The organism is Runella defluvii, from assembly GCF_014195535.1.
GTDB classification, from domain to species: Bacteria; Bacteroidota; Bacteroidia; order Cytophagales; family Spirosomataceae; genus Runella; species Runella defluvii.
Window position 1 is genome coordinate 970669 of sequence record NZ_JACIBY010000001.1, and the last position, 22600, is coordinate 993268.

Consider the following 22600-nt stretch of genomic DNA (forward strand, 5'->3'; position numbering starts at 1 on the left):
CACGAGGCTGGAGCCTCGCGCCATCGAAATAATAATATAAAATAATTTTGTTCTAACTAATTATATTAATAAATTGCCAGCAGAGGATTTTATTAGCACAATTTATAAGTATAATGATTAATGTAGATGATTTAGTCAAAGTTTATCAGTCTTACGGCTTTGAAAAGGAAGAAATAACAACTAAAGACATTGTCGTTTTTTCATATAAACAAAGTCGTTACTTCGGAGTTGATATTGTCCCTTTAGCTCAAAATCAACAAATTGAAGATTATGTCGAACGACTTAAAGTAGAGTATTCTCAGAGTGGTTTTGCAACAACGATTAAATATATAAAAAATGAAAAAGAGGCTGAAATAGAGCTATTTAAGAGCTTTTTTTCATTTGATGCGACTAAAGCAAGGCTAAAACGTAAATATTCTGAATTTGTCAAAAAACAAACGTATAACCTTTTAGGAAGCGATTATCAATATATAAGTTCGCCTTTTGAAATTTATAATGCTGAAGGAGATGGAAATCTAATTGAGTTAGTCCATAATGTTATAACTACAGTAGAAAAAGCTCATTTGATTATAATTGAAGCGGCAGCAGGCTATGGGAAGACAAGTACTGCTTATCAAATTCTTCAAGCATTAATAGAAAATACTAACTTGATTATAAGTCCTATTCTAACAGAACTTGCCCGAAACCGAGGCGCAAATATATTTCGCTATATCTTACTTGATGTAATTGATAAAGAGTTCCCAACTTTAAACTCTGAATTGGTAATTAAAGAAATACAAAATGGTAGAGTTCCGCTAATTATTGATGGTTTTGATGAATTACTAGATAAAATAAATCTTGAAGCTGATATGTCGTCGATTGACGAGATAGAGCCAATGTTAAATACAATTGGTGAGTTACTAGTTGGTCGGGCTAAAATTGTGTTAACAACTCGTAAAACGGCCATTTTTAATGATTATGAGTTTGAAAAATGGGCAAGTAAATGGGATAATAAATTTGAAATTATACGAATATCAATTAAAGAACCAAGCATAGAAGACTGGTTAGGCTATGATAGATGCCAAATTCTAGAAAATAATAATATGATTCTTCACCATTTAGCTAACCCTGTTATGTTAGCTTATTTAAAAAATCTAGATGAGGAAAGTTATATATCTGTAATTTCGAATGGTGAAAATTTGGTTGACCAGTATTTTCAAAAAATGTTGGAGAGAGAAAAAGATAGGCAGAACCTCTTGGCGACCCCAGAGACACAGCTTCTGATCTTCAAAAATGTTGTAAAATTATTGTTAGACTTAGATAGCACCTCTGAAAAAAAAGAATTTTTCAAAGAAATAATAAAAGAACAAAATTTAAAAATACTAGAAAGTACACGCTTACTATATCCTGAAAAACCAACTATCGATAACCTAGTTGATATTCTAGCTACACATGCACTATTAGATCGAAAAGGTCGGGATGGAAACAAGATAGGTTTTATTAATGATTTTGTTCTAGGTGTATTTATTGGAGAAATTATTAATGAAACTGATATGCATTTATCTCAAAACATATATTCAGATTATATGATAGAATTAGCTGTTACAGCATATAGAGTTCAAAGTAACGAAAAAAAATATCAGCTTTGGGAAAAAATTGTCGAAATTAAAGAGAGATTTGGTGATTATACACTTTTTATATTTGATGTAACTCTATTAAATCACCCAGCGTTTGATTATAACAGTCTTACTGTCAAAGAGATAAGTTTTGTGAATGTAGATTTTTCTATAAATAATATGCAAGAATCTATATTTATAAATTGTAGTTTTAGAAGTTGCCGTTTTGATTTCAAAAAACTTCAAGGAATGAGTTTTATAAGTTGTCATTTTTTGGAATGCGAATCTATTTTAAAAGATGAACAATTTGAGGATTATCCCCAAATTGTTCTAATACAATGCACTCAGAAAAGCTGTACTATTCTAAGAGATGAAGAAATATATTCTCAAAATAATCAAGTAAATATGAATGAGTTGGAAATTGATATTTTAAATTTGCTTTGGGAATATAACGTTCACAGAAAGCATTATATAAGTGCAATAATTAGGAAAGTATATAATGCAAGTTATAGAAGGGTGAGTATTGCTCTGTATTCATTAGAAAGTAAAGGTTTAATTCAGATTAAAGGGAGCGAAATTCAATTTCAATTAAATAGAATAGATGATATAAAAAAAATTCTTCATAAAGAAAATGATTGATTTAGAAAGAATTGCTAAAAGCATAGTTGATGAGATTGGTGAAGAAATAAGCCGTGCAGGTATCATGCATAGAATATTTTATAGGTGTAAATCGAAAAATTCAACTGATTTAAAGATAATAAATAAGGGATATGATGGAGTCTCAACCTTTCTTAGGGATATGATTGGGATAAGAATTAATTTGTATTTTGTGGACGATTTGCCAATTGTAAGGAAAACGATGCTTTCTCGATATAAGAAAAAAGATGAAGCTGTTGACAAAATAAACCAAACTGAGTTTAAACCTACCAGAATTAATTACGTATTTGATCTTCCAGAAGAATATAAATTAGAATTTAGTGAATCAATAAATGATAATCGTATTGATAATACCTTTGAACTACAATTAAGAACAGTCCTCTCTGAAGGGTGGCATGAAGTAGAACACGACCTCAGATATAAACATATCGAGCACTGGAATAATCATGATGATCTTGGTCGTGTTTTAAACGGAATACTTGCTTCACTTGAAACTAACGATTGGACAATGCTTTCTCTTCTTGATACCCTATCATACAAGCATTATAAAAGTGGTAACTGGGATGCTATGTTACGAACAAAATTGCGTATGCGTTTGGATAGTAGTGTGCATCTAACACCAGATATAGAAAAGCTATTTCAAAAAGATCATAATTTAGTTAAAAGTATATTTAAACTTAACAGGGGTAAATTATTGAGCCACTTATTAGATAGTCAGGTGAAATTTCCCCTTACTATTAATAATATTGTATATTTTTTGAATTCATGTTATTTACAATGTGATTCAATCAACGAGTTGGTTCCAGAAGTAATGCGTAAGACCTTTGATCAGATTAAAGATTACAATTTACAATAGAGTTTGTACTTTGCGTTAGTTATTCATAAGTATTAAACATAGCGAATTCAACAATAAAGTTTATAACAATGAAACACATTACAAAGTAAATTTTTGTGATTCTGAAAGTTTGATACCTTCCCGAAAGTTTCAGAACTTTCGGGAAGGTATCAAAACTTTCGGGAAGGGGCTACCAAAACCCGTTCTGGCTTCGCCATTTCCGTGGTCATTTGGCGGGGCAAGCGAAATACTTCCCCTTTTTGATTGGCAAAATAGAGCGATGATTCCGACGGCTGACGCGCGTGCCCATCTGCCCAAAACGCGTAAAAATCGGGATGAACATGGGCAGGCCGACGCACGTATGAATGATTATAAACGCTGTTTTGGGTCAAAGAAGGCTGCTTTTTCCACGTTTTGCCTTGGTTGTTGCTCACCCACACGCCCACTTCTCCGCCCGTGCCGTACGGCTGAGGGCCTGCTTCCACGGGGCCGATGATTTTCCAACGATTGGTATTTTCGATGTACAACGACCCCATGTCATAGTTATGGTCAGAAAGGGCGACGGTAGCAATGTCCCACGCTTTGCCGTTCCAAGCCGCCACCTGCCACGTATGCGGGCCTTGGGCTGGCCCTGGGTCGGGGCCTTTGCTGGTGACGTAAAGAATGACGGGATAGCCTTTGGAAGTATGAGCCACATCGTTGATATATACATTCAAGCCCAACGACTGATAGTCTTTGACCAATGCCGCGTTTTGAGGCGTAGCCAGCGGCAACTGAACCGTTTCTTCCGCCGCATTTTGCCACGTTTTACCAAAATCAGCGGTTTCGACGTAGTACAAATTGGTTCGATAATCTAGCCCAGCCCCTTTTTCAGTATCAGGGTGCATGTTAAATGACGTACCAATTTTGTTTTTCCACTGCCCACTGGTCTGATAATGCCCTTCTTGAATGGTGCCAATATTCTTGATTGCTGACCATTTGAGTCCGTCCAAACTTGTTATAAAACCGATGGTGCGACGCGGTTTTTTAGCGCCGTACTTTAAGATTCCTCGTTCGTAGTGGGTCATCAAATGAAAAAAACCGTTGCCTTTTTGGTAATAACTTTGCAAGTACGAAAAGTTATTAAAGGCCGTTTCTTGGCCATTTTTGATGAAAGTAGCTTCGATTTTATCAAAAGCGCTGATGTCGTACGGCTTGCGGCTGCGGTGAAGGTACGACGGGCGTTCTACCCCGTGAGAAGTCGAAAATACCCAAATATAGCCTTGGGCGTCGATGTTCAAGACGGGATTATCGTGGGCGTCATCGGTGGCTTTGTCGAGTACAATGGTGGGTTTTGAAACCAGCCCCGTTTGGTGGTCGTAAAAGGCTATTTCGTGCAGAAGGCTTGGTTTGGCGGCTTTGGAAGCCCCTCCGTAACAAAAAAACGTTTTGTTTACCTCTGGACTATACACCGCAAAAGGGTTATGGTTGGATGGATACGTTCCCAATCCACCGCTGTATTTGTGGACGTATTCGTTGTCTAATTTACCAATATGATACCAAATACCTCGAAAACCATCATCGGTTTGGTTGAGGGTTTGCGCTTGCAGCGATGGCAGGCAAAAAACGGTCAATGCAATGGCGTAGAAAAAGGTGTTTTTCATTGGTTTTTTGGGGGTTGTGGTAGAATAGGGCTTCTGATTACCTTCCCGAAAGTTCTGATTACCTTCCCGAAAGTTTCAGAACTTTCGGGAAGGGGGCAAAATTACCTCCTCCAGTCTTTTAACGAGGGGATTTTGGTATCTTCATTCACCGAAATACCCTCGGGAATGAGCTGGACATTAATGATTTGGGACGTATTGGAGGGTAGCGTTAATTCAAAACCCACCAGTGTCGTGCCAGGATTGGGGGCATCGTAATCGTGGGTAGGTTGTGTTGACCACGTTTTAAGGGTCACGCTGGCGGGTTCCATGACTTTGAGCTGCACTCGTTTCCCGTTTTGGAACAATTCAGCGCTACCGTTGGCACCTATTCGTACCTCCGCGGGTGTCAGCATGGCCCAGCGCACCACCGTTGGTTTGTCGGAAGTCGTAATCTCGTCTTTCACCACTACGTATTTTTGGTCGATAATCGCCAGTCCACGCTTGGCGATCGCAACCGCATTTCGATACACCGATGTCATATCCGTGGTGGCACTCAAAAACACGGGGCGTTGGGTGAAACTGGTGATTCGGGCGTAGCCGTCCACGAGTTGAAAACCATTGTCGAAAGCCAACGTGCTGTGAGCTAGGTTGTTGTATCGATGCACTTGCCAGCGTTCGGCCTCTTGTTCGCGTCCCCATAATTTCACCCCTTTGGATTCCAACGACTCGTATTCTTGCATGCCAAAGTCCATGCTCCAGCGTTCACCCAAGGCATCCATCACAAACGAACCAATGTCCATGTGCGCGTGATTGACCGACGGAGAGCCCGCTTTTAGCCCCACGTAAATGGCGTTGGGGTCGGTCCATGAAGTCCGCATGAGCGCGACGGGATTTTTGCCTTGACCCACCCACGCCAACGCACTTGGCGCAGGAGCAGTACTGATTTTCAGGTTTTTACCCCAAATCAACGCCGCAGGAAGGATACGGTCTTTGGTGACGGAGGGGGATAAATTTTCAAATGCTTTTTTCTGTAAAAACAACAAAGAGGCGTCGTTGGTACGTTCGGCAAACCAGCACAAAGTAGGGTTCAGTCCGCCCGAGCCGCTTCCTGCGTCGGAATAGTTGAAAGTCTTGCCCGACGTTCCTACCATTTGCTGCACATAACTGCCCGTATTCAAAAAACCACGCCCCCGCGACAACCCAAATTCGCTGCCCAAAGCGCGGTTGATAGCGCTCAAAAACAGCACGTTAAAGCTCGTGCCGTAGCCCCAGTAGCTGTATCCTTCGGGGTAAGCGCCGTCGGGGTTGTAGTCTTCCATCGGGAGTTTGATGGATTCGATGGCACGGTCGATGATTTGTTTGGCCAATTCGGGTTTGTCTTCAAAAATCGCCAATGCGCCGTACGTCATGCCTGCATTGCACACCTGATTCCAGTTGTGCGACGCCTTTAGCCAACTGTTGTATTTGGCATCCAACGAAGGCTCTAAACCTTTTTTCAAAATGGCCTCTCGCAACACGGGCAGCGAACTTTTTTGGAGGTCGTGGTACAGCCAATCGTAGCCAATCGCCACGGCCATCGTCATTTCGCCCACGTCCAAAAAATGAGAAGGGTTCCAGTCCGAAAACTGCGCCACGGTCAGCAGTTCGGTCTCCGCCCGCTTTAAGTAAGCAGGGTTTTTGGTAGTACGGTAGGCATACGACAGGTAGAAAATTCGACGCAATGCCTCCCGCGATTTGTCCAATAGCCGCCGTCCAATCTGTATCCGTTGCAGAGGTTCGAGGGCAATCATATTGTCGCACTCGGCCACAATGGCTTGGTGGAGTTTTGCCCACGATTTATCCGAAGAAATGTTTTTTAAAATCTCCTTTTCCTCTCCCTTCAGCAGCATGATTCGCGGGTGCGCAGGGACGTTGGTGCTGGTTGATACGTGTTTTAGCTGCGCTTGAAGGGTGAAATGCAGGCACAAAACGCCCAAAAAGCTGAGTAGAAATGATGTTCTTTTCATTGGTGGATGCGTACTAAATTAGGAAGTCGCTAGGCATTGATTCTTACCTACGATGGGGCAAAAGTACGATTTTTTAGTCGATGCACGATAGCGCGGGCGTATCGCTCGTGCTCACTAGTTTGAGGCTTCTAGCCTTGGAAGGGCAAAATGACAAGCTAGAAGCTTGAGAATCAAAGACACGAAGTGGCACGCTCGCGCCATCAGGGGATGCAAGACAAATGTTTTGTTTCGTCAGTATGGTTTGAACTTTTCAAATGTCTTTCCATTAAATTTATATGCACCATTTTCGTGTGTGCCAAGCCAAAGGTCGCCATTGTTGTCTTTGTAAATACTGAATAAAGTAATGTCTTTGGAGTTGACTTGAACGGTAAAGTGCGTAATTTTTGTTCCATCATATTTCCAAACTCCATCACGATACGTTACAAACCACAAATTATTCTCGTTGTCTCTTACCGTTGAAAGATACTCATTTAGACCTCTTGTATTTTTTCCATCTAAACTGCCAATGCTTTCGTGTCTTGTATAAAAGGTATTGTTTTTTAAAGTTGTACTGTCGTAAACACTATAACGGTTTTCGGTATTAAACCAAAAGTCGCCATTTTTGTCTTCTGTAATAGAACGCACTCCATTTGCTCCTTCGTTGCGAAATTCTGTCACATCTTCTTCGGTAATCCAGTCGAATGATTTTCCATCGTAACGACACACGCCAACTGGATTGGTGCCAAACCAAATGTTACCTTTTCGGTCTCTATAAATGCTGTAAACTTCAAATGGATTGTTAAGTTTGGGGGGCTTGGGAAGTGTCAATTCATACCAGGTATTTCCATCAAAACGATAAACTTTTTGTTTGTCTTGATAAGCATTTTTTAGCCACAAATCATTCGCTTCCAGTTTCCATTCATTACTCGGAGTGGCTCTAATATTGGTAAATGATTTTCCGTCAAACTTTGTTATTGTAGCATTTGGGTTCATACCTGAGAAATATAGGTTGCCCGAATCATCTTCTTTTATATCATCAACTCTATCAGTGTACAAACCGTGTTTTGTTGTGTAATTTATCAAGGTTTTACCATCATATTTGTACACGCCTGTTTTCCAACTACCAAACCAATAATTATTTTTCTTGTCTTGGTAAATCACCATACTACTGCTTCCAAGTTCTTTTACAGTGTCGCCCTTTACCTTTATTTCTGTTAAAAGGAAAGAATGGTTTTTTGAATTAGAAGTTTGCCCATTGCACGAAGTGAAAATGGGTATAATACTGAAAATTAAGAGTATTGTTAATTTCATCTCTGTTTGTTTATTGCTGCCTGTTATAGAATAGCCACCAACGTTTTAGCACGTAGTGAAGTAGCACAAACCTACGATAGCGCGGGCGTATCGCTCGTGCTCACTATTCCGAGGCTTCTAACCTTGGAAAGGGAAAATACAAGGCTGGAAGCCTGATAATCAAAGACACGAACGTGACGTTCGAGCCATCGGGAAAAATGTTCAATGAACTACATCACCCGCCATTGTGTCAAAACCTACGATAGCGCGTGCGTATCGCTCGTGCTCACTATTCCGAGGCTTCTAGCCTTGGAAGGGAAAATGCAAGGCTGGAAGCCTGATAATTAAAGACACGAACGTGACGTTCGCGCCATCGGGAAAAATGTTCAATTGACCACATCACCCGCCATTGTGCCAAAACCTACGATAGCGCGTGCGTATCGCTCGTGCTCACTATTTCGAGGCTTCTAGCCTTGGAAGGGAAAATGCAAGGCTGGAAGCCTGATAATAAAAGACACGAACGTGACGTTCGCGCCATCGGGATATTCACCGCCAGGCTTGGCCGCCCGCCCAAGTTTCGTTTAATCCCGAAAGCGTTCGGGACTTTATGGCTTGGCCTTCGGCCACCACGAAAGCTTAGTTATTAGTTGCAGTTTTTCTTTCTTCCGTTATTCCCTATGTCGTTTTTTGTTTTTCATTTAAGGTTTTCGCTTCGTCCAATAAGTAAAGTGCATACGCTTTTGGTTTGAGTTTTTCACTGTTAAAATATGTTGGTGTTTTAAATCGGGTGCTTGTTTTTCCTGTCAAGGCAAAAACTTTCTGACCGATTTTTGTAAAATAAAAATTTGGTTTTTTGAAATACACTTTTACTTTGTCAACTGTGAAAGCCCAATTGTCATAATTCTTTGAATAAAGTGTCTTTGATTTTGAAGATAAACGAATGAAAAGAAATGAAAGCGAAAATGGATTTATTGCTTTGTAACTGTTAGAAGGTACTTTTTTCTTTTCAAGATATTTTAGTTTCCCAAGGTCTTTGTCGTTCAGTATAATGAAACTTGAAAAATCGCCATAGAATTGTTTTCCAAAATCCCCTAAGCCATGAGTGAAGAATCTTGAAATAGCAGTAACGCCTTTTTCAATGCAAACAATAGCACCTTTTATAACAAGTCTTTCTTCTTGTTGATGGGTTAATTGAGTTAAATCTGTTTCACTACCAAATGAATATATGAACTTTTTAAAATTATCAAATGGATTAAAGGTTTGATTTGAATTTTCAAGGATGATTGTGTCAATGTAATAGTATCGTTGTCTGATTGAAAACTCTGTTATGATTTTTAGAAATTCACGAAAAGATTTATTGTTTTCAATAAAATTCAAATCCTCCCTTACCATTGGAACACGTTGCATAATTTCAACATCTTTTGAATACTTGATCAAATCGTCTAACATTTTCTCAATTCCATGTCCGTTGTCATAGTTATTAAACTTGTTTTTTGCCTTTTGTAGTTCGGGATAATTACCTGTTAAATATTTATCTTTCAAAAGCAAAAGTATTTTTACTATTCTCTCAAAACCTGAAGAAAATAATTGTAAGGTAACGTGATTGTTTGAAACGAACGAAGTTTGGTCGTTTAAGTTTTTTAGTCCTGCTATAATCAGTTTGAACGAAGCCTCAACTTCTTCTGTTACCGCTGCAACCTTTTCAATTTCGTGTGCTTTATTTACTTTCATCTACTTCATTTTTTCTTCTATTTCTTTTTCGTGAATAAATCTGCTGTGTATATTTCTTATAACTCAAACAATAATTCTATTCGGTTGGCGTGGGGTTGTACCTAAGATTGATTGCCTACGACGTTTTGGCGCTTGGCGCAGTGGCGGATTTCGGAGTATAAAACTGTCAATACACCACAAAAGTTGATGCGAGGTAAAATATTCAGTTAATCACTTCACCCGCCATTGAACCAGATACTTGTTAGCGACTGTGACTGTACTCCGCAACTCCATAATAAAAGAAAAGGGTTTGGTGAGCTCTCACCGCCACCGAAGGCTTCGTTCAACAGCGCCTTCATGGCTTGGCCTTCGGCCACCACGAAAGCTTAGTTATTAGTGGCTGCTCTTTTTTTGGATTATTTCTATATCCCTTGTTGTCTCCAATATTCGTCAATCTCGTCTTGAAATGGCATTATAAAATTTGTTGCAATATGATAGTCGTTTTCGTTGGCTTCAAATTTATCCTTATAAAAAACCGTTCCTCTGTAAGCATATATATATTCAATTTGACCGTCTGGAAGTATTTTGTAATCATTTACTCCGAGTATTCTAAAATCGTTATTGTCAAATTGCCCATATTGTATATGTCCACCAACAGATGGAACAGAATCATCGTTACAAACATCCCGCAATACTTTTAATAATTTGTTTCCTGGTTGAATATTTCCAGCGGTTATCAACTCTTCTGCTTTGTCTGTTCCTGAACCCATAATAATCATATCATTGTCATCTTCTAAAACCTCGTCACACATAGTTTCAAAATGGTCGCCATAGTCAACTAACTGAAATTTATAGACCATTACTCTTAGATTTTCAGGACAATATCCACCGATTAAAAACTCAACATCAGGGTCCCAATCCATTCCATCTCTCAGGTGGTCTGATGTATTTTCCAAAAACTTCACAATAACATTGCAAATTCCTCTCAAAGAAAAGTCTGTATATCCGGGAAGTAATTGTAAGTTCTGCAATACTTCTGCAATTGTTTCTTTTATCAAAAACGCATTCGTAGTGTCACGGCAGTAACACATCCCAAGCTTGTGATTGTAAATAATTTCTTCTATGCCTGTTTCAACTGGAGTTGGGTTCTTAATAATGACAGGTATCTGCATTACCTTAATCCCAATGTCTGCATAATGGTCATCGTCTATTGAAAACCTTGAATCAGAAGAAAATCTGATATTATTTCCGTTTTTCCAAGCTATACAAAGTGTCATGAATTATTTTCTATTTGGTTTATTCTGTGGTTCTTTAGAGTTGCCACTAACGTTTTGGCGCTTGGCGCAGTGGCGGATTTCGGAGCACAAAACTGTCAATAAACCACAATAGTTGATGCGAGGTAGAATGTTCAATTAACCACTTCACCCGCCATTGAGCCAAATGCCTGTTGGCAGTAGTTGTTCTCATTCGTCAATATAGTTTTTTGCCTTGAAAAAATATAGAGTTACGTGTTTATCAATTCTGTCGCTTAATGACTTAAAAAACTTGTTTGCATTAATAACATCATTTAAATGAGGATTAAAATGTTTAGCACCGTGGCCAATTTTATTTCTATTATCTCTAATTGAATGAAACGTGTCTGATTCATCCTTTGTCATTTTGAACAACAAAGTTTTCTCAAGAAATGTCGGGATTTCATTTGCTTTGAGGTTGTCAATTTTATTGTTGTAAATGTCAATTAAAGAAGATAAAAGCAGTCTCTCTGGGTTTATATAGCCTTGAATTTTTAGTTTATTGGAGAACTTTTTATACCTGTCTATTTTTCGTGGGTCAAAATCTTTGTCTAATTTCATTATATCTGAAATAGTGTCGTGGGTAGGCTGAAAATCTGTAAGATACTTTTCTCTGTCAACCGTTTGAATTGAATTTGTAAGTTCAATTGCAATGTCCATTACGAAAGCTTCAAAGTATGAGAACGTTGAAAAATATAGATATGTCGCTAATTTTGATTGATAATTTGATGTACAATTACTGATGTTCTCAGAGTAATTTATTGATTGTCTTTTGATTTCGTTTCTATAGGTTTTGTAGTCCGTCTCACCAATTGCATCAATAACTTTACTTTTAAACTCTGAACTATTTATTGGGATATTTAATAATAGTTTCAGTTTTTCGATTTTGTCGGTTGGTAATCCTTTTTCTGTAAGTGTTAAAATAGTGTCATCAGATATTTCATAAACGACAGAAGGTTCAAAATAATCTGGGTCGGGCAGTCTTTTGATTTTCTTGTCATTGAATAGTTTCAAATTCTGTTTTAATACAGGTACACTTAAAGTCACCAAAACAGCAAAATTGAAAATTTCCTGTGTCCGCTCTTTAAATTCTTTATATGCCTGTGATTGTTTCATTGTCAAATAAGTGGGGAATGCAGGACTCGAACCTACATCCTGGGCAATGTCTTTGAGGTGGTGGTCAATTTTAATTCGGTGCCCTGGCTTTACCAATTAAGCTAATTCCCCATTTTTCAAATTTACGTTTTTTATTGTTTGTGTGTCTGTCTTTTTACAATTACTGCCAACTCTCAAATATGCGAAAGTTTTGTAGTACTTTTTGTATTTATTTGACTTTTATCAAGAATGTATTGTATTTTATGTGTCGTGCTTATTGTCCCTACCCCCCAAATCTCATCCACTTCACGGGCAAACCGATTCCACCCAAAAACGTATCTAAAAGCCAATGAGGGCGAAAAGCAAAGGCGTATGCCGCTTTGTAAATATATCCCAAAGATTAGTTGAATTCAAAACTAACTGCCTAATTCCTAAAAGTTTTTTTAAAATTGCGGAGCAGGGGTAGGTTTGTGCCATGGGTGTTAGACCTTTCCTTCGTCGAGGTGACAAAAGTTGGGGGTGACAAAGTTTATTCTTTGGAGGTGGTGCCGAGTAGCAACGGAAGCATAAACGCGTTTCGTCCTTCGGGTTTTACGGAGGGGAGGAGGGTTAGGTACGCAGGTTGGTGGTATTTTTGGGAAGCCAACGTAAAAATGGCCGCGCTGTGTTCGTACGATTTGGGTTTGATCTGCTGGTACGTCCACGCTTTTTGCCCTTCCACAAAAGGCACCAAAAAATCAACGCACTTCCGAATTCCCTTCCCGTCGGGCGTTTCGTACGTCCAAAGGTCGATGCGGAGGTGTTCGGCCAGCCGCGCCAAGGTCATAAATCCCCACAAATTCATGTTGGTATAATTCCACGACAAGGTTCTTGCCAACTCGTGCGGTTGGCTGCCGTCGGGTTTCCATTGGCTTGCCATTCGTTGTTTGGTCACGGTGAGCTGCTTTTCGGCCAGGTCGCGGCGGCCACATGCCAAGGCCAGGGCGACGAGCTGCACGTCGTAGTACGTCCCGTGGTTGTTGTGTTCGTCGGCTTCGTCTTTGCCCAAGTCGCTGGTCATCAGCCATTCTAGGTACGACGAAAACCATTTGTTGAGCTCCTGCTGCGCGGTCCCGTCCCAATGTTTGGAGCCTGCCAACAGTGCCGACGCGTCGCAGACTTTGCCCAGTTCGCGGGTTTCGATGATGCCAATGCCACGTCCGTTGTTTACCCCAGGAATTCCCTGTCCGTACTTCAAATGAGGGTTCATGCGGGTTTCAGGGTTCAAAAACCACGTTTTGAGCAGTTTTGCCCCAAATTCGGCGTACTTTTCTTCGCCCGAATAAAAATAGGCCAAGCCCAACAACTCCGACTCCGCCATGAGTTTATCAAAATGGTCGTGGTCGGTAATGCCATTGATTTCGGGGTTTCGATCCCCGTCGCGGCGAATGTAGGGCTTGCCGTCGGCTTTGGTAGGGTCGGGCCACCAATACGGCGCCTGCGACATGTAGTCGTGTTTATCGCCACTCGGCGGCAACGGGATTTTGTCCATCACCGAATACACCTTGTTGTTTTTTACCAATTGGTCGGCTTCCTGCATCAACTGCCGATAGGCGGCGGCGAGGGCGGGGTTTCCTGCCTTGCGTACTTGCTGGTTATGGGTCACTATTTTGGCATCCATCAAGAGGGTTGCGGGCATTTGTTGTCCCCGAACGACGGAGTAAAGGGTGACCAATAGGAGGATGAAAACAAGGCGGTTGGGCGTCATTGGAATGGAGTTAATGGGCATACATACCATAAAAAGCCGCAGATGGGTTTAAAATACCTTCTTACTGGTATTTTTGATAACCGACGAATATCCCCTAATTTTAGCGCCGAATCCTAAACATCATTCCATGATTTCTATTTCCAAATGTAAGGTGGCAATCGTCGTGCTTGCCGCCGTCGTATCTACTTTTGCTGTTGCACAAACCTCCAAAAAGACCTCAGGAAACCCCATTTTTGATGGCTGGTACGCCGACCCAGAAGCCGTTATTTTGGGGAAAGAATACTGGATTTTTCCAACTTTTTCGGCCAAATACAAAGACCAAGTGTTTTTGGATGCGTTTTCGTCAAAAGACTTGGTGAACTGGGAAAAGCACCCGCGTATCATCGACACCACGGCCGTCAAGTGGGCCAAAATGGCGATGTGGGCGCCTTGCATTGTGCCTAAAGACAATAAGTACTTTTTGTTTTTTGCGGCCAATGACATTCAAAGTTCGGAACGAAAAGGGTTTGGCGCCAACAACCCCGATAAAGACGATAAAATCGGCGGGATTGGCATTGGGGTAGCGTCACGTCCCGAGGGGCCGTACAAAGATTATTTGGGCAAACCGCTCATCAATCAGTTTTACAACAAAGCGCAGCCCATCGACCAAGCTGTTTTTAAGGACAAAGACGGCCAATATTACATCATTTATGGTGGCTGGGGGCGCTGCAATATCGCCAAGCTAAAAGATGATTTTACGGGACTTGTGCCGCTCGAAAACGGCGAAATGGTGAAAGAAATTACGCCCAAAGGCTACGTAGAAGGGCCCATTATGTTTATTCGGAACGGGAAATATTACTTGATGTGGTCGGAAGGAGGCTGGACAAACGGCACCTATAAAGTGGCGTACGGCGTAGCGGACTCGGTTTGGGGGCCGTTTGAGAAAAAATCAACGATTTTGGTTGCCGACGAAAAAGTGGCAACGGGCGCAGGCCATCATTCGGTGATTAATATCCCCAAAACGGACGATTGGTACATCGTTTACCACCGCCGTCCTATTCCCAATAAAGACCGCGACCACCGCGTTGTCTGCATCGACCACATGTATTTCAACGAAGACGGCACCATCAAAGACGTAAAAATGACGTTTGAAGGGGTAGAAAAACGGAAGTTGAAGAAATAAGTGGTTAATTAGGAATGACGAGTTAGGAATTACGAATTACGAATCGTTCGCTCCTAGTTTCTAACTCTTAATTCCTAATTCTTTTGTCACTCTTTATAAAATACCCTTTTGACGCGTTCACTAATCCCCGTTAGGATTTCGTACGAAATGGTGCCGATTTGGTCAGAAAGCGTGTAAATGGGAAGTTCTGTCCCAAAAATAATGACTTCATCGCCTTCTTCTACCAGTACGCCCGTACTATCTACCATCGTCATGTCCATGCAGACGTTCCCAACCACGGGGCACAAAGCACCATTGATCAGCACTTTCCCAACCCCTTTGCTAAAACGACGGTCGTAGCCGTCGGCGTAGCCAATGGCAATCGTGGCAATTGAGGAGGCTTTTTCTAGTACGCCCGTTCGGCTGTAACCGATAGTTTCGCCTGCGGGCAAATGTTTTACTTGGGATACGACCGTTTTAAACCGTCCAATTTGTTGCAACAAACGCTGTTCCTGACGATTGACCTCCACGCCGTACAGCCCAATTCCTAGCCGAACCATGTCAAGTTTATAATCGGGAAAACGAACAATCCCCGCCGAATTGAGAATATGACGCAGGGGGCGGTACCCCAACGCCGCCTCAAGCTGTGCCGCACCTGCCACAAAACGCTCGTATTGGAGACGTGAAAAATCGTTGTGAATGGCTTCGTCTGCTCCTACCAAATGACTAAAAATGGACGCCACTTTTAAGGTAGGATACTGCGCCAACCGCTCGATGAGGCGGGGTAAGTCGGCCTCGGTAAACCCAAGACGGTGCATTCCCGTGTCGAGTTTGAGGTGAATGGGCAAGTGGGCGGCCGATGGTTTTTCGGTGATAAATTCGAGCCATTCGGCCAAGATTTTGTGGCTATAAATTTCGGGCTCCAACTGACATTCCAACAACTTATCGAAGGTCGAAAGCGACGGATTCATGACCATAATGGGAAGCTCAATCCCGTTTTGGCGAAGCGTAACTCCTTCGTCGGTGTAGGCAACGGCTAAGTAGTCAACGCGATGAAACTGTAGCAGTTGTGCGACTTCGGCGCTGCCACTTCCGTAGGCAAACGCCTTCACCATGACCATAATACGGGTATCGTTGCCCACCCGATTGCGGTAAAAATTGAGGTTGTGGGTAAGGGCATCGAGGTTGATTTCTAGCACCGTTCCGTGAACGCGCTGCTGTAGGCGGTTGACAATCCGCTCAAACTGAAAGGGGCGAGCGCCTTTGATAAGCACAATCGCGTCTTTAAAAGCATTGGTATCTAAGCTGCCCAAAAACTCCGAAGTGTTCGGGTAAAAGTCGGCAGGGATGCTGATGAGGTGCGCATTACGAGCAAACGCATCGCCAATGGCAACGAGTTTTTCTACCCCTTTTTGTTGCAAAAGGGTATTGATTTGGGCGTACAACTCCTCTTCTTTTTGTCCTGTTTGAAGTAAGTCAGAAAGAATCGCGCATTTTTGCGGGCGTTGTTCTTGCTGGCCCAGAAAATTAAGGGCAATGCTTAGGCCAACGAGGTCGTTGTTGTAGGTATCGTCAATCAAATAACATTCATTGATGCCTTCTTTGAGTTCAAGCCGCATCGAAATGGGCTTTAAACGGGAAATTCGCTGACGGATTTCGCCCGAAGGAATGCCCATTTGAAGCATCAGAATCAAACAATGAACGAGGTTTTCGACCGAAGCATCGTCGGTAAACGGCACCGAAAAGAGTTGGTCGTCAAACTTGCTGACCTCCGATTTCATGACGATATACGTCTGGGTAGCGTCTTTGTGCCAATCCACGTTGACGGTACAGCTCTCCGAAGTTCCCCAGCTTATTAATTCACAATTGGGGTTAACGGGCTTGAGTATCAGTCTTATTTCTTCGTCGATGTCGGCATAATCGGCCCGATAAATCAGTTGCTGACTTTGGGTAAACAACCGAAGTTTTTCCGTCGCTTTTTGTTTGCGACTCCGAAAGCCTTCGTCGTGGGCGGAGCCAATGTTGGTAAAAATACCGATGGTTGGGCGGATGATTTCTTGCAAAGCCTTCATCTCGTGCGACTGCGAAATACCCGCCTCAAAAATGCCAAGCGTATGATTTTCATTGAGTTGCCAAACCGAAAGCGGAACGCCAATTTGTGAATTGTAGCTTTTGGGGCTTTTGGCAATCCGAAAATCGTTGCTCATCAACTGGCTCAACCATTCTTTGACAATGGTTTTGCCGTTGCTTCCCGTAATACCAACCACTGGAATCTCAAACTGGGCGCGGTGGCGTTTGGCCAGTTCTTGGAGGGCTTTGATGCTATTGTCAACTTCCCAGATTTGGGCATCTTCAAAACTTTCTAATTGGTCGGTAAGGGCATTGGTGAGGGCTTTTTGCTCGACCACAAATTGCCGTACGCCTTTTTGGTACAAATCACCGAGGTAGTGATGACCATCGTGGTGCTGCCCTTTGATGGCAAAAAAGAGCGTCTGATTCGGAAACACCAATTGACGGCTATCGGTCAGCAAATAGGTAGCTGAAGTTTCAATGGGTGTATGTAAGAACGTGGTGGTTGTCATTTTCAATAAAAAAAGTAATGCGCCAAAATTAACGTTTCTCTGAATCACCTTTTTGATTATCTTTCGAATAAATTACACTTTACCCAATGTCGCCCGAAAATTATCTATCTAGCAAGGATGCTACTTTGGCGTCTATTATTGAAGCTACTCCTACTTTTAAGAAAACGGATTGGAACAAAGATTTGTACTTGGCACTCTTGGAAAGTATTGTCTCTCAGCAGATTTCGGTCAAAGCTGCGGATTCGATTTTTGCCCGTTTTAGGGCTTTATTTCCAGAGCACTATCCACATCCCGACCTGCTTTTAGCTCAAACCGACGAAGAGCTACGAAGTGCAGGGCTGTCGTTTCAGAAAATCAATTATCTCCGCAATGTGGCTAGGTTTTCGCTCGAAAAAGGCATGGATTATGCGCATTTGGACACGCTGACGGACGACGAAATCGTTGATTATTTGATTCCAATCAAAGGCGTTGGGCGCTGGACGGTTGAAATGCTGCTGATGTTTGTGATGAATCGTCCCGATGTGTTTCCCGTGGATGATTTGGTGATACGTCAAAAAATGGTGAAAGCGTATCAACTGACCGAAACAGGACGACCTTTGTACAAACAATTGCACGAAATTGCCGAGCAGTGGCGCCCGCATCGCACCTTGGCTTGCCGCTATTTGTGGCGCTGGCAGCCAAACGCGAATTAGTTTGGTCTGTTTTTTGAGGGAAAATTAATTTAAAGAAAAACTCATCGAAACTATGGAGGTGAAAATCTTGACCAGTAGTCAATATTTCAGGCTTTTGATGTTGATTTATGGAGTCATGCTGTTAGCGCAGGTGGGAACGGGAGCGGTCTTCTTTTTTTTAAGAAGCACCCAAGAGGAAGTGATGCAAAACAATGCCGAACTGGGCGAAATCTTTCAATATTTGATACCAATTTTGATTTTAATGCCCTTTTTGGGGTGGTTTTTGTCAAAAAGTACGTTGAAAAAATTGAAAGAAAATGATCCACTTTCTGATAAACTTCGCACGTATCAAAGTACCATTTTGGTCAAATATGCCTTTTTTGAAGGAGCTTCTTTGTTTTCGCTGATTGCCTATTTTTTGACGGGAACAAACATGTATTTGGGCATAGCAGCGGGGTTGGTGTTGTTTTTTTTAAGTCAAATTCCAACGCCCAAGCGCTTGTCTGCTGAAGTCCCCTTATCGCTCATCGACGAATCGAAATTGAACGACCCCGACGCCGAAGTGGCCGAAGTGCCACTGAAGGATTGAGGATTTGTTTGTACTTTTGTCCGCTATGACGCGTCGAGTAACATCATCTACACCCCAAAAACGTCCCCTTCCGCCCGTTGGGTGGGCCATTTTGGTGGGGCTTCTTGTGCTGATTGGAGGAGGAGTTTGGTATTATAACCGCCTGAATATCAATCAATGGAGGCATGTGTCGAAATTAGGGATTCGTTTGCCCATGAAATTTCAAATTCATGGTATCGACATCTCAAAACACAACGGTCGCATCGATTGGAACAACCTTCGGGCGATGCGGTTTGAAGACATTCGCCTGCAATTTGTCTATGTAAAGGCCACCGAAGGAACATCATTGATGGACAAAGATTTCAAAACCAGTTGGCAAAAAGCCGATGAAGTAGGTCTGTATCGGGGGGCGTACCATTTTTATATTCCGTGGAAAGCACCAGAACCGCAGTTTGAAAATTTCAAAAAAATGGTAAAACTAAAGCGCGGGGATTTGCCTCCTGTGCTTGATTTTGAAATTGGAACCAATGTCTATACCCGCGAACAAGTCGTTGCAAACGTCGCTACGTGGCTTCGGTTGGCCGAAAACTACTACGGTGTTCGCCCTATTATTTATACCAATGCCGACTTTTATCGCCGCTACATCAAAGGAAATTTGGATAAGTATCCACTTTGGATTGCCGATTATTCGGGTTGGACCCTCGACCGCTACGACGATGCCCGCATCCATTTTTGGCAACATTCAAAAAGTGGCTACGTCAACGGCATTCGCGGTACGGTTGACTACAATGTTTTTTTAGGCGAAGTCGAGGACCTGAAGCAGCTCTGTGTAAAGTAAAACAGTTAAGAAATAAGGTTCTCAAGGTATTTATAGCCACTTCCTGTATTCAGCAAAAGTATGTTTTCCGAACGTTGAATTTGCTGAGTTGTTGTCAATTGTTGAAGGGCAACAAAAAGAGCAGCTCCTTCGGGGGCAATGAGTAACCCTTCGGTACGGGCGATTTCCTTGACGGCAGCAACCATGTCAGCGTCTGAAACGGCGATAGGGCAACCGCCCGATTCTCGCATTACTTCCAACATCAACGTTTCGGCAAACGGTTGAGGCACAGCCAGTCCGTTGGCCAACGAAGCCTTGCCCTGATACTGAGAAGCGTTAGGTTGCGTATTTTCCCACGTTTTAACGACGGGGCAGCAGTTTTCGGCTTGTACGGCGTACATACGCGGAAGTTGGGCGTCTTTCGCAATCCAGCCCAAGGCTTTGAGCTCAAAAAAAGCCTTCCAAATGCCAATCAGGCCCGTTCCGCCGCCAGCAGGATAGAGAATAACGTCGGGCAATTGCCAGTTTAACTGTTCCGCAATCTCGTATCCCATCGTTTTTTTTCCTTCCAACCGATACGGTTCTTTCATCGTAGAAACGTCAAAATAAGGGGCTTTGCCTTTCATCTCGGCTACTTTTTTACCACAATCGTTGATGAGGCCATCGACCAAAACAAGTTCGGCCCCGTACAGTTCGCATTCGTCTTTGAACACCTGTGGCGTGTGGCGTGGCATGACTACCGTTGCTTTGATACCCGCACGAGCGCAATAGGCTGCCATAGCGCCCCCTGCGTTTCCTGCGGTGGGAATGATGCACGATTCGACGCCAAATTCTTTGGCTTTTGAAATGGCCATGCTCAAGCCTCGTGCCTTAAACGACCCCGTTGGGTTGTTGGATTCGTCTTTGAGAATCAATTGTTTATAGCCGTACAGACTTGCCCATTTTTGTAAAGGTAATAGGGGTGTACCACCTTCGCCGAGTGATACGATATGTTGGTCATCAAAAACGGGAAGCATTTCACGATAACGCCAAAGCGTATGGGGCCTAGTTGCCAACAGGGAAGGAGACAACGGCGCCGAATAGTCGTAAGTAGCCCACAAAGGTTTTTGACAACAGGGCGAAAAGGTAGCAAGTTGAGAGGACGAATAAACTTTCTGACAATGGCTACATTGCAACGCAGCAACCCGACTTACGGAGGTGTGGGAGAGGAGCATGGTGGTTGTTTTTCGACAAAACTACTACCCCAAACCTCGCGGTGGAAAGTCAGATTTTTGATAGGGTATTCTAAAAGTTGATACCCTGCTGGCAATGTTTGATGAACAGTCGCGGGAGTTTGTGGTTTTCTGCCCCTTGGCGCTGGACGATGTAAAAATCACGGTGAATGTTCAAGCCTGGAATTTCAATTTTGGTTAACTCCCCGTTTACAAGTTGTTTTTGGACAGATAATTGAGGAAGAAAGGCTAATGAACCATTTTCTAAAATGAAATTTTTAAGCGCTTCCGTTCCGCCGATGACCGCTTGAATGGGCAATTGGGGAAGTGCAATTCCTTTATTTTTTAACGCATCAACCACTACGGCGAGTGTTCCTGAGCCTTTTTCGCGAACCGCAATGGGCGTACGAAGGAGTTGTTCCAACGACAGGGTGGTTGTTTTAGCGAATGGGCTATTGGAGGCACAAACGGCCACTACCTCGTCGCGAAGCCAGAATTGGTAAGAAACCGAGCTAAGTTTGTGGGCTCCTTCCACAATCCCTACATCTACTTCGTGGTTGAGCAAGGCTTTTAAAATATTGTCTGAATTTCGATTGATGAGCTGTAACTGAATGTTAGGAAATGCTTGGCGGAAAGAAGAAAAAATACGCGGTATGAGATAAAGTGCGACGGTGGTACTTGCCCCAACAACGAGCGCACCTTTGGCGTCGGATTGGTTACGAAGTGTCGAAATTTCGAACTGCAATTCTTGGTTTAACTGATGGGCCTTGGTAAGAAAATCAACCAAAATATGGCCTTCTTCGGTCAGACTAATGCCGTTGGTTTTACGTTCAAACAAGGCCACTCCATAGACCCCTTCCAAGTTTTTGATGTGTTTGCTCACCGAAGGTTGCGATAAGTACAGTTTTTCGGCGGCTTTAGAAAAGTTGAGTTGTTTGGCTACTTCCAACAATACAAGGTGAGCAAAGTCAATCATGGCATTTGAAGATTTGTTGCCAAAGAAACGCAAAAAATAGGCTTAGTTGTTACAAATAAATTTGTAACTCAGCTTGTTTTTATGGTCGGTAGCCAGCTACTTTGTTTTTTTTAAATGGATACACAATTAGAATTTTCTCATGCTCAAAGCCCGCAATATCGTTCGTAATTATGGTAATCTGCCTGTATTAAAAGGAATTGACCTCGATATTCATCAAGGCGAACTGGTGACGATAGTAGGCGCTTCGGGGGCGGGAAAAAGCACGCTTCTTCAAATTGTAGGAACGCTCGACCGACCCGACGGCGGGCAAGTTTGGATGGACGATACCGACGTTTTTGCGTTGAAAGAGAAAGAGTTAGCCGCATTTCGAAACCAAAAAATAGGCTTCATTTTCCAGTTTCACAACCTTTTTCCAGAATTTACGGCCCTCGAAAACGTGTGTATGCCTGCTTTCATCGGGGGAAAATCGCCCGAAGCTGTAATTAAAAATCGAGGGGGCGAATTGCTAGAAATGTTGGGGCTCAAAGACCGTATGCAACATTTGCCTTCGCAGTTGTCGGGCGGAGAACAGCAGCGGGTAGCCGTGGCGCGGGCGCTTATTAATAACCCTGCCATTGTGTTTGCCGATGAGCCAAGCGGAAACTTAGACTCAAAAAATGCCGAAGATTTGCACCAGCTTTTCTTTAAACTTCGTACCGAATTGCGCCAAACGTTTGTGATTGTCACCCACAACGAACACCTCGCCGACTTGGCCGACCGTAAGTTAGAAATGGCCGATGGCCTTCTCCGTTTGTAGCTTAAAAGTA

At 42.5% G+C, this 22600-nt stretch carries 19 protein-coding genes and 1 tRNA gene; 8 read left to right on the forward strand and 12 right to left on the reverse strand.

Going from position 1 to position 22600, the window contains the following annotated elements:
• The first annotated feature begins 113 nt into the window (after positions 1-113).
• On the forward strand, positions 114-2234 hold the full coding sequence (locus FHS57_RS03990; RefSeq protein ID WP_183971590.1) for an NACHT domain-containing protein: 2121 nt from the start codon (positions 114-116) through the stop codon (positions 2232-2234).
• Positions 2227-3108 carry a RelA/SpoT-related domain-containing protein gene (locus FHS57_RS03995; protein ID WP_183971591.1) on the forward strand — a complete coding sequence of 294 codons (882 nt, stop codon included), beginning with the start codon at positions 2227-2229 and terminating at the stop codon, positions 3106-3108. The genes FHS57_RS03990 and FHS57_RS03995 overlap by 8 nt, the downstream gene beginning before the upstream one ends.
• A 149-nt stretch (positions 3109-3257) precedes the next feature.
• On the opposite strand, the gene FHS57_RS04000 is transcribed toward FHS57_RS03995, so the two are convergent.
• The 3 genes from FHS57_RS04000 to FHS57_RS04010 form a co-directional block, all read right to left on the reverse strand.
• Positions 3258-4730 carry a BNR-4 repeat-containing protein gene (locus FHS57_RS04000; protein ID WP_183971592.1) on the reverse strand — a complete coding sequence of 491 codons (1473 nt, stop codon included), beginning with the start codon at positions 4728-4730 and terminating at the stop codon, positions 3258-3260.
• Between the two features lie 101 nt (positions 4731-4831).
• Positions 4832-6715: a heparinase II/III domain-containing protein gene (locus tag FHS57_RS04005; RefSeq protein WP_183971593.1), complete on the reverse strand. Its 1884-nt coding sequence runs from the start codon at positions 6713-6715 to the stop codon at positions 4832-4834.
• 231 nt (positions 6716-6946) lie between these two features.
• Positions 6947-8005 carry a ligand-binding sensor domain-containing protein gene (locus tag FHS57_RS04010; RefSeq protein WP_183971594.1) on the reverse strand — a complete coding sequence of 353 codons (1059 nt, stop codon included), beginning with the start codon at positions 8003-8005 and terminating at the stop codon, positions 6947-6949.
• Between the two features lie 204 nt (positions 8006-8209).
• Between FHS57_RS04010 and FHS57_RS31950 the strand changes: the two genes are divergently transcribed.
• Positions 8210-8332 (forward strand): hypothetical protein, encoded by a 123-nt coding sequence (locus FHS57_RS31950; RefSeq protein WP_262889927.1) that lies wholly within the window; start codon positions 8210-8212, stop codon positions 8330-8332.
• Positions 8333-8659: 327 nt separating this feature from the next.
• Here the strand turns inward: FHS57_RS31950 and FHS57_RS04015 are convergent, their stop codons facing one another.
• The 6 genes from FHS57_RS04015 to FHS57_RS04040 form a co-directional block, all read right to left on the reverse strand.
• A complete protein-coding gene (locus FHS57_RS04015) occupies positions 8660-9715 on the reverse strand; it encodes a hypothetical protein (protein ID WP_183971595.1) in 1056 nt (351 codons plus the stop codon).
• A 401-nt stretch (positions 9716-10116) separates the two neighbouring features.
• A complete protein-coding gene (locus tag FHS57_RS04020; RefSeq protein ID WP_183971596.1) occupies positions 10117-10971 on the reverse strand; it encodes a hypothetical protein in 855 nt (284 codons plus the stop codon).
• Between the two features lie 46 nt (positions 10972-11017).
• The gene (locus FHS57_RS04025; RefSeq protein ID WP_183971597.1) at positions 11018-11161 is read right to left on the reverse strand and encodes a hypothetical protein; all 144 of its coding nucleotides are present in this window, start codon (positions 11159-11161) and stop codon (positions 11018-11020) included.
• On the reverse strand, positions 11158-12102 hold the full coding sequence (locus tag FHS57_RS04030; protein ID WP_183971598.1) for a hypothetical protein: 945 nt from the start codon (positions 12100-12102) through the stop codon (positions 11158-11160). Before FHS57_RS04030 ends, FHS57_RS04025 begins: the two co-directional genes overlap by 4 nt.
• An 11-nt stretch (positions 12103-12113) precedes the next feature.
• Positions 12114-12213, reverse strand: a tRNA-OTHER gene (locus FHS57_RS04035).
• Positions 12214-12610: 397 nt separating this feature from the next.
• Positions 12611-13759, reverse strand: a complete 1149-nt coding sequence (locus FHS57_RS04040; RefSeq protein WP_221225537.1) for an alginate lyase family protein — start codon at positions 13757-13759, stop codon at positions 12611-12613.
• Positions 13760-13955: 196 nt separating this feature from the next.
• Here FHS57_RS04040 and FHS57_RS04045 point away from each other — a divergent pair, with 196 nt between their 5' ends.
• Positions 13956-14990: a glycoside hydrolase family 43 protein gene (locus FHS57_RS04045; RefSeq protein WP_183971600.1), complete on the forward strand. Its 1035-nt coding sequence runs from the start codon at positions 13956-13958 to the stop codon at positions 14988-14990.
• An 86-nt stretch (positions 14991-15076) separates the two neighbouring features.
• On the opposite strand, the gene FHS57_RS04050 is transcribed toward FHS57_RS04045, so the two are convergent.
• Positions 15077-17551, reverse strand: coding sequence for a bifunctional UDP-N-acetylmuramoyl-tripeptide:D-alanyl-D-alanine ligase/alanine racemase (locus FHS57_RS04050; RefSeq protein ID WP_183971601.1), 2475 nt, complete (start codon positions 17549-17551; stop codon positions 15077-15079).
• A gap of 86 nt (positions 17552-17637) precedes the next feature.
• Between FHS57_RS04050 and FHS57_RS04055 the strand changes: the two genes are divergently transcribed.
• The 3 genes from FHS57_RS04055 to FHS57_RS04065 are packed head-to-tail and all read left to right on the forward strand — an operon-like array spanning position 17638 to position 19628.
• The gene (locus FHS57_RS04055; protein ID WP_183971602.1) at positions 17638-18243 is read left to right on the forward strand and encodes a DNA-3-methyladenine glycosylase family protein; all 606 of its coding nucleotides are present in this window, start codon (positions 17638-17640) and stop codon (positions 18241-18243) included.
• A gap of 52 nt (positions 18244-18295) precedes the next feature.
• The gene (locus FHS57_RS04060; protein ID WP_183971603.1) at positions 18296-18811 is read left to right on the forward strand and encodes a hypothetical protein; all 516 of its coding nucleotides are present in this window, start codon (positions 18296-18298) and stop codon (positions 18809-18811) included.
• Between the two features lie 25 nt (positions 18812-18836).
• Complete coding sequence (locus tag FHS57_RS04065; RefSeq protein ID WP_183971604.1) at positions 18837-19628, forward strand: glycoside hydrolase family 25 protein; 792 nt, start codon at positions 18837-18839, stop codon at positions 19626-19628.
• A gap of 5 nt (positions 19629-19633) precedes the next feature.
• Here the strand turns inward: FHS57_RS04065 and FHS57_RS04070 are convergent, their stop codons facing one another.
• Together FHS57_RS04070 and FHS57_RS04075 are read right to left on the reverse strand one after the other, a co-directional pair.
• Positions 19634-20821: a threonine synthase gene (locus tag FHS57_RS04070; protein WP_183971605.1), complete on the reverse strand. Its 1188-nt coding sequence runs from the start codon at positions 20819-20821 to the stop codon at positions 19634-19636.
• Positions 20822-20891: 70 nt separating this feature from the next.
• The gene (locus tag FHS57_RS04075) at positions 20892-21794 is read right to left on the reverse strand and encodes a LysR substrate-binding domain-containing protein (RefSeq protein ID WP_183971606.1); all 903 of its coding nucleotides are present in this window, start codon (positions 21792-21794) and stop codon (positions 20892-20894) included.
• Between the two features lie 139 nt (positions 21795-21933).
• Here FHS57_RS04075 and FHS57_RS04080 point away from each other — a divergent pair, with 139 nt between their 5' ends.
• The gene (locus tag FHS57_RS04080) at positions 21934-22590 is read left to right on the forward strand and encodes an ABC transporter ATP-binding protein (RefSeq protein WP_183971607.1); all 657 of its coding nucleotides are present in this window, start codon (positions 21934-21936) and stop codon (positions 22588-22590) included.
• The last annotated feature ends 10 nt before the right edge of the window (positions 22591-22600 follow it).